5 protein-coding genes are annotated in these 7218 nt (G+C 61.6%); 4 read left to right on the top strand and 1 reads right to left on the bottom strand.

Annotated elements, in window-relative coordinates; all coding sequences use genetic code 11:
* The 4 genes from ABJP42_RS05080 to murD form a co-directional block, all read left to right on the top strand.
* A partial coding sequence (locus tag ABJP42_RS05080; protein ID WP_348338941.1) for a UDP-N-acetylmuramoyl-L-alanyl-D-glutamate--2,6-diaminopimelate ligase occupies positions 1-1294 on the top strand: 1294 nt, incomplete at its 5' end.
* On the top strand, positions 1291-2697 hold the full coding sequence (locus ABJP42_RS05075; protein ID WP_348338939.1) for a UDP-N-acetylmuramoyl-tripeptide--D-alanyl-D-alanine ligase: 1407 nt from the start codon (positions 1291-1293) through the stop codon (positions 2695-2697). The genes ABJP42_RS05080 and ABJP42_RS05075, both read left to right, overlap by 4 nt.
* Before the next feature lie 37 nt (positions 2698-2734).
* The gene (mraY, locus tag ABJP42_RS05070) at positions 2735-3817 is read left to right on the top strand and encodes a phospho-N-acetylmuramoyl-pentapeptide-transferase (RefSeq protein ID WP_348338937.1); all 1083 of its coding nucleotides are present in this window, start codon (positions 2735-2737) and stop codon (positions 3815-3817) included.
* Between the two features lie 248 nt (positions 3818-4065).
* Positions 4066-5463, top strand: a complete 1398-nt coding sequence (gene murD / locus ABJP42_RS05065; RefSeq protein WP_348338935.1) for a UDP-N-acetylmuramoyl-L-alanine--D-glutamate ligase — start codon at positions 4066-4068, stop codon at positions 5461-5463.
* Positions 5464-5705: 242 nt separating this feature from the next.
* Here the strand turns inward: murD and ABJP42_RS05060 are convergent, their stop codons facing one another.
* Complete coding sequence (locus ABJP42_RS05060; RefSeq protein WP_348338933.1) at positions 5706-6887, bottom strand: BaiN/RdsA family NAD(P)/FAD-dependent oxidoreductase; 1182 nt, start codon at positions 6885-6887, stop codon at positions 5706-5708.
* Positions 6888-7218 lie beyond the last annotated feature (331 nt).

Below are 7218 nucleotides of genomic sequence, written 5' to 3'. Positions count from 1 at the left end.
TATTTTGACCGATGCTGCGGGCGCCAAAATCGCAGCCCAGCCACTGGAGGAAAGCCACGCGGCCCTGGTGATCGTCGAAGACCCGCGCCAGGCCCTGGCCTATGCGGCAGCGCTTTGGTTTGGGGCGCAGCCACAGACCATGGTGGCGGTGACCGGCACAAATGGCAAAACCTCGGTGGCGACCTTTGTGCGTCAAATCTGGTGTGAGTTGGGCCACGAGGCTGTCAACCTTGGCACCACTGGTATCGAAGGCGCCTGGAGCCATCCGCTGGCCCATACCACACCGGAACCCATCACCCTGCATGCCGCCCTGGCAAAGGCGGTAGCAGCTGGCGTTACCCACGCGGCGATGGAGGCCTCCTCGCATGGGCTGGACCAATGTCGTCTGGACGGTGTGCAGCTGGCAGCGGCAGGCTTTACCAACTTCACCCAGGATCACCTGGACTACCACGAGACCTTTGAGGCCTACTTTGCCGCCAAGGCCGGGTTGTTCCGCCGGGTGCTACCCGAAGAAGGTGTTGCGGTGATCAATATGAATGATCCGCGCGGGACAGAGATGCGGGCGGTGGCCGCTGTACGCGGCCAGGAAGTGCTGAGCGTCGGGCGTGGATTGGGGGATATAAGCCTTACGGGTCTGCGCTTTGACGACACTGGCCAGGACCTGCGGTTCAATTGGCATGATCAGCCCTATCAGATGCGGCTTAATCTGATCGGAGGATTTCAGGCTGAAAACGTGCTTCTGGCCTGCGGCTTGGTGATAGCCGGCGGCGAAGACCCGGCTGCAGTGTTTGAAACCCTACCGCATCTGACCACGGTGCGCGGTCGTATGGAACATGCTGCCACGCGCGACAATGGCGCTGCGGTTTTTGTGGATTATGCCCATACCCCTGATGCGGTGGCCACCGCGATCAAGGCGCTGCGCCCGCATGTCATGGGGCGGTTGATTGCCATCGTTGGCGCTGGCGGCGATCGCGACGCCACAAAACGTCCGTTGATGGGACGGGAGGCGCATGACAATGCGGATCTAGTCATTGTCAGCGATGATAATCCGCGCACCGAGGACCCGGCAGCCATTCGCGCTGCCGTCATGGGCGGCGCACCGGGGGCGCTGGAGTTTGGCGATCGCGCCGAGGCTATCCTGCGTGGCGTCGATATGTTGGGCACGGGTGATGCATTGCTGATCTGCGGCAAGGGCCATGAAAGCGGCCAGGTGGTGGGCACGGATGTCTTGCCCTTTGACGATGTGGAGCAGGCCAGCATGGCGGTTGCGGTTTTGGATGGAAAAGCAGTATGAGCGCGCTTTGGACCGCGGCAGAGACCGCAACGGCAACCGGTGGTGAGGCCACAGGCGACTGGCAGGTTTCGGGGATATCAATCGATACCCGTACGTTGCAGCCGGGAGATTTGTTTGTTGCGCTCAGAGCCGCGCGCGATGGCCATGATTTTGTCGCCAAGGCGCTGGAGAAAGGCGCGGGGGCGGCGCTTGTTACCCATCGGCCCGAAGGCGTGGCATCAGATGCGCCTTTGCTGATTGTCGAGGATGTGCAGGCCGCGCTCGAAGGTCTCGGGCAGGCGGCACGCGCGCGCACCGGGGCACGGGTGATCGCGGTCACCGGCTCGGTTGGCAAGACCTCCACCAAGGAAATGCTCGCTACGATGCTTGCGGATCAGGGCAAGACCCATGCGGCGGTTGCCAGCTACAACAATCACTGGGGGGTGCCGCTCACCCTGGCGCGGATGCCGCGCGACACGGAATTTGCGGTGGTCGAGATTGGCATGAACCACCCCGGCGAGATTGCGCCCCTGGCCCGTCAGGCCCGCCCGCATGTGGCCATGGTGACCACCGTGGCTGCAGTGCATCTGGAGGCCTTTGAGGATGTCGCCGGGATTGCCCGTGAAAAGGCTGCCATCATGGAAGGTCTGGAGCCCGGCGGTGTGGCGGTACTGAACGCGGATATTGCAGAAGCCGAGGTGCTGGCCGATGAAGCGCAACGGCTGGCGGCGCGTCATGTCTGGTTTGGTAAAGCCACCACAGACTACCGGCTGCTTTCAACCCGGATCAGCGGTGAGGAAACCCTTGCCGAGGTGCAATGTGGGGCTGCCAAACTGGACCTTCATATTCAGTCACTGGGGGCACATTTTGCGATGAATGCTCTGGGCGCCCTGGCGGCTGTTGCCGCTGCGGGGGCGGATCCGGTGCGGGCGGCGCAGGTGCTGGCGCTCTGGTCGCCGGTCAAGGGCCGCGGTGCGCGGGTCGAGGTCGCCTTGCCGTCAGGCAAGCTTTTGATCCTGGATGACAGCTACAATGCCAACCCCACTTCGATGGCGGCGGCCCTTTCGGTGCTGGCCGCAACGCCCGCGCTTTCAGAGGCCCAGGGCAAAGGGCGCAGGATTGCCTATCTTGGCGATATGGCAGAGCTAGGCCCGCAAGAAGTGGACCTGCACACAGAGCTTGCGGAACTGCCAGCGCTGGAGGCAATTGACGAGATCCATTGCGTCGGGGCGCTGATGGCACATCTGCATGCCGCCCTACCGGAAGGCAAGCGCGGCAAACACTACGCAACCGCTGCGGATGTGATCCCGGATTTACCCGTCCAGCTGGGCTGTGGCGATATTGTGCTGGCCAAGGGCTCTTTGAGCGTCGGGCTCTCCAAGATCGTTGACGGCATCCGGGAATTGGGTCATGGCAAGCGCTAATCTTGAAACCTAAACTAAAGGCGAGGATCACTCAGAGATGCTCTATTGGCTGACGGCCCTGTCGGATGGCGGCGATTTTTTCAACCTGTTCCGCTATATCACCTTCCGGGCAGGCGGCGCCTTTATGACCGCGCTTGTCTTTGGTTTCCTGTTTGGCAAGCCGCTGATCAATGTGCTGCGCCGTCGCCAAGGCAAAGGCCAGCCGATCCGCGATGATGGCCCCGAGGGGCATTTCACTAAGGCAGGCACGCCGACCATGGGCGGCTTGCTCATTGTTGGAGCGCTACTGACCGCAACTCTGATCTGGGCGCGGCTGGACAATCCCTTTGTCTGGCTGGTGCTCTTTGTCACCATGTCCTTTGCGCTGATTGGCTTTGCCGATGACTATGCCAAGGTGTCCAAGCAGAACACTGCTGGAGTATCTGGCAAGGTGCGGCTGCTGCTGGGCATCCTGATCGCTGTGATCGCCGCCCTTTGGGCCAGCGCCTATCATCCCGAAGCACTGCAAAACCAGCTGGCCCTGCCGGTTTTCAAGGATACGCTGATCAATCTGGGCTATTTCTATGTGCCCTTTGTCATCATCGTCATCGTCGGTTCGGCCAATGCGGTGAACCTCACCGATGGCTTGGACGGTCTGGCGATCATGCCGGTGATGATTGCGGCAGGTACCCTAGGGGTGATCTCCTATGCGGTTGGCCGGGTCGATTTTACCGAATATCTGGATGTGCACTATGTGCCCGGCACCGGGGAAATCCTGGTTTTTGCCGCCGCGCTCTTTGGCGGCGGGCTTGGCTTTTTGTGGTACAACGCTCCGCCCGCTGCGGTGTTCATGGGCGATACCGGCTCTCTGGCTCTGGGCGGTGCCCTCGGCGCCATCGCGGTTGTCACCAAACACGAGCTGGTCTGGGCTCTTGTGGGGGGGCTTTTTGTAGTCGAGGCCCTGTCGGTGATCATTCAGGTGCTCTATTTCAAACGCACCGGCAAACGCGTCTTTCTGATGGCGCCGATCCACCACCACTATGAGAAAAAGGGTTGGGCCGAGCCGACCATTGTGATCCGCTTTTGGATCATCGCGCTGATCCTGGCAATGATCGGACTGGCCACGCTCAAGGTGCGCTGAGGCGCGTTGAGTGCTGCGGGTATCTGAGAGGGGGGGCTGCGGCCTCCCTTTTGCTGTCTGGGCGTTTTTAGGACGAGGGGAGCGCTCCCGTCAATTCCGAGAGGCGCTGCCTCTCTGACAATTGTTGGGCGTGGCAGAGGCCTGAAGGCCTCTGCAAGGGGCGCTGCCGGAACGGCTCTACGCTCTTGCAAACTGGTGTGGCTGCGGTGCACTGTGCGGCAAAATTTGATCAAGAGACGAGGTGGGCAATGATCCCGGTGCAAGGGTTTGAAGGCGCGGTGGTTGCCGTTTTGGGGCTGGGGCGCTCTGGGCTTGCCACGGCGCGGGCCTTACTGGCGGGCGGTGCCACGCCGATCTGCTGGGATGACCAGCCACAGGCCCGCGCGGCTGCAGAGGCGGAGGGGTTTGAGCTGCGGGATCTGCGCAAACACGGCGCCTTTGATGATGTGGCCGTGCTGATCTGTTCGCCCGGCATCCCGCATCTCTACCCGAAACCAAACCCGGTGGTCCGTGCCGCGCTGGAGGCTGGCGTGCCGGTGGACAATGACATCGGCCTGTTCTTTGCCTCGCTTCCGGCCCAGGGCTGGGACATGTTGGATCAGCCGCCAAAGGTGGTGGCCGTTACTGGCTCCAACGGTAAATCCACCACGGTGGCACTGCTGCACCACATTCTGGAAAGCGTCGGGCGTGACAGTCAGATGGCCGGCAATATCGGCCTTGGGGTGCTGGATATCGACCCGCCCGGCGATGCCGGGGTAGTGGTGCTGGAGCTGTCGAGTTATCAGACAGAGTTGGCCCGGGCGTTGACGCCAGATGTTGCGATTTTCACCAATCTTTCCGAAGACCATCTGGACCGCCATGCCGGTATGGGCGGCTATTTTGCTGCCAAACGTCGGCTGTTTGCTGAGGGTGGACCAGACCGCGCCATCATAGGTGTTGATGAGGACGAGGGGCTGTTTCTTGCCGGGCAAATGGCGCAGGCCTCAACCGATGATCGGGTGATCCGGGTGGCCTCGGGACGCAAGCTGGCAGGGCCGGGGTGGAATATCTTTGCCCGCAAGGGGTTCCTCAGCGAGATGCGCAAGGGGCGGCAGGTTGCCTCGATCGATCTGCGCCAGATGACCGGATTGCCCGGCGCCCATAACCACCAGAACGCCTGTGCCGCCTATGCAGCGGCGCGCGTGTTGGGCCTGGCGCCACGGGTGATTGAGGCGGCGCTTGCGACCTATCCCGGCCTGCCGCACCGCAGCCAGACTGTGGCAGAGGTGGCCGGGGTGCGGTTTGTCAATGACAGCAAGGCCACCAATCTCGACAGCGCCATGAAAGCCCTGAGTGCTTTCAAGAATATCCGTTGGATCTGTGGCGGCTTGGAGAAGGAAGGTGGCTTGGAGGCACTTAAAGGTCAGACCGGATCGGTGCGCAAAGCCTATGTGATTGGCCGCGAGGCCGCCGGGTTTGCCCTGCAGCTGGACGTGGAGGCGGAGGTCTGCACTTCAATGAAGCGGGCAGTGGCGCAGGCCATTTCTGAGGCCGAGCCGGGGGATGTGGTGCTGCTGGCCCCGGCGGCGGCGAGCTTTGATCAATATGATAATTTTGAACAGCGCGGCGATGATTTTAGTGCCGAGGTCGAGGCGCATCTGGGCTGAGGTCGGAAAGCGCCAAGACAACAGGTGAAGGGCTGCAGGTTCACCAAAACGGAAATCCGTTGCCGACCCTCCCTTGCTTTTCCTCGCTGACAAAACGCGCCACAGGGTCAAGAGAAATAGCCGCCTCCCCGCGCTGCGGGGCCCCTCGGCGATTTATCTGGAGCCTGTGACTGGCGCCTTGTCTTGAGAGGGGTGCAAGGGTGGCTCCGAAACGGAAAACCTCTCGTGGTGGAGGGCAGGGGCTAGCGCCGCGCGGCGATGGCCTGACCTGCGGCATGGCCTGAGGCCCAGGCCCATTGAAAGTTATAGCCGCCTAACCAGCCGGTTACATCGACGGCCTCGCCGATGACAAACAGACCGGGCTGGTCTTGGGCCTGCATGGTTTTGGAGGACAGCGCATCGGTGTCGATACCGCCTAGGGTGACCTCGGCAGTGCGGTAACCCTCAGAGCCTCCGGGGGTGAGTTGCCAGTTTCGAAAAGCATCGCAGAGCTCTTGCAGTGCGACATCCGACTGATCGGCGAGCCTGCCGGAGATGTCGAACTCTGCTGCCAGAAACTCCACAAGCCGCCCCGGCAGATGGCGGGCCACCTCATTGGTCAGAGCCCGGCGGCCCTGGGTCTGGCGTTGATCGCGCAGCAGGGTGAAGAGGTCGGTTTCCGGGATCAGATTGACGCTGATCTCCTCTCCCTCGCGCCAATAGGAGGAGAGTTGCAATACCGAAGGGCCGGAGAGGCCACGATGAGTAAACAACAGCGCCTCGTCAAAGCTGGCGCGGGTATTGGACAGCCGCGCAGGCAGGGCGGTGCCAGCCAGGGTGGCAAAATGCGCCTCAGGAAAGGTGAAGGGGACCAGGCCGGGGCGGGTTTCCACCAGGGGCAGGTCGAACTGGCGGGCGATGTCATAGGCCAGACCGGTGGCGCCCATTTTGGGGATGCTTTTGCCGCCGGTGGCCAGGACCAGATTGTTGCAGGTGACTGCTCGGGATTTGCCCTCGCGCAGCAGCGTCAGGTGATATTGCCCGTCTGAATACTGCAGGTCTTTGAGCGAGGTTTGTAGCCAGAGCTGGGCACCGGCTTTGCTGAGCTCATCGACCAGCATCGCGACGATCTGCTTGGCTGACCCATCACAAAACAACTGGCCAAGGGTCTTTTCGTGCCAGGCAATACCGTAGCTGTCGACCAAAGAGATGAAATCCCATTGGGTGTAGCGCGCCAAGGCGGATTTGCAGAAATGCGGGTTCTGCGACAGGTAGTTTTGTGGCGTGACGTCGAGATTGGTGAAATTGCTGCGCCCGCCACCGGAGATGCGGATTTTCTCCCCGGGAGATTTGGCGTGGTCCACCACAAGACAATCGCCACCCGCATGGGCGGCGCACATCATGCCAGCGGCGCCAGCGCCAAGAATCACGGTGTTTATCAACATGGGGAGCATCCACCATGGATGGCGCAGTGGTGCAAGAGCAGAGGGGGCGTAGGGCCAGAGGGCGCGCGGGGGCTGAGCGCGAGCGACGGCAAAAGGCAGGCTCTCGCAAAATCCCGCCCGATAGCCATCAATGGGCTGGCTTGAAGGGCGGTTTCAGGGTACCCTATGCTTAATGACCCCAAAATGGGGCTGATCTTGAGGCAAAACTGGCGGTATTCCCATGACTGAGATGGTCTATGGCGCGGTTCCTGTATCCACAGGTGAACCGATCCTCCCTAAATGGTGGCGGACTTTGGACAAATGGTCCATGTCCTGCATCCTTGGGCTATTT

This window comes from Pseudophaeobacter sp. (assembly GCF_039971195.1).
Taxonomy (GTDB): Bacteria; Pseudomonadota; Alphaproteobacteria; order Rhodobacterales; family Rhodobacteraceae; genus Pseudophaeobacter.
The sequence above is the reverse complement of the archived record's forward strand: the minus strand, read 5'-3'. Positions and strand labels throughout refer to the sequence as shown.

What these genes read in the sequence shown, in the direction of transcription:
- ABJP42_RS05075 (WP_348338939.1), top strand. Translation starts at nt 1,291, where the DNA reads ATGAGCGCGCTTTGGACCGCGGCAGAGACCGCAACGGCAACCGGTGGT.
- mraY (WP_348338937.1), top strand. Translation starts at nt 2,735, where the DNA reads ATGCTCTATTGGCTGACGGCCCTGTCGGATGGCGGCGATTTTTTCAAC.
- murD (WP_348338935.1), top strand. Translation starts at nt 4,066, where the DNA reads ATGATCCCGGTGCAAGGGTTTGAAGGCGCGGTGGTTGCCGTTTTGGGG.
- ABJP42_RS05060 (WP_348338933.1), bottom strand. Translation starts at nt 6,887, where the DNA reads ATGTTGATAAACACCGTGATTCTTGGCGCTGGCGCCGCTGGCATGATG.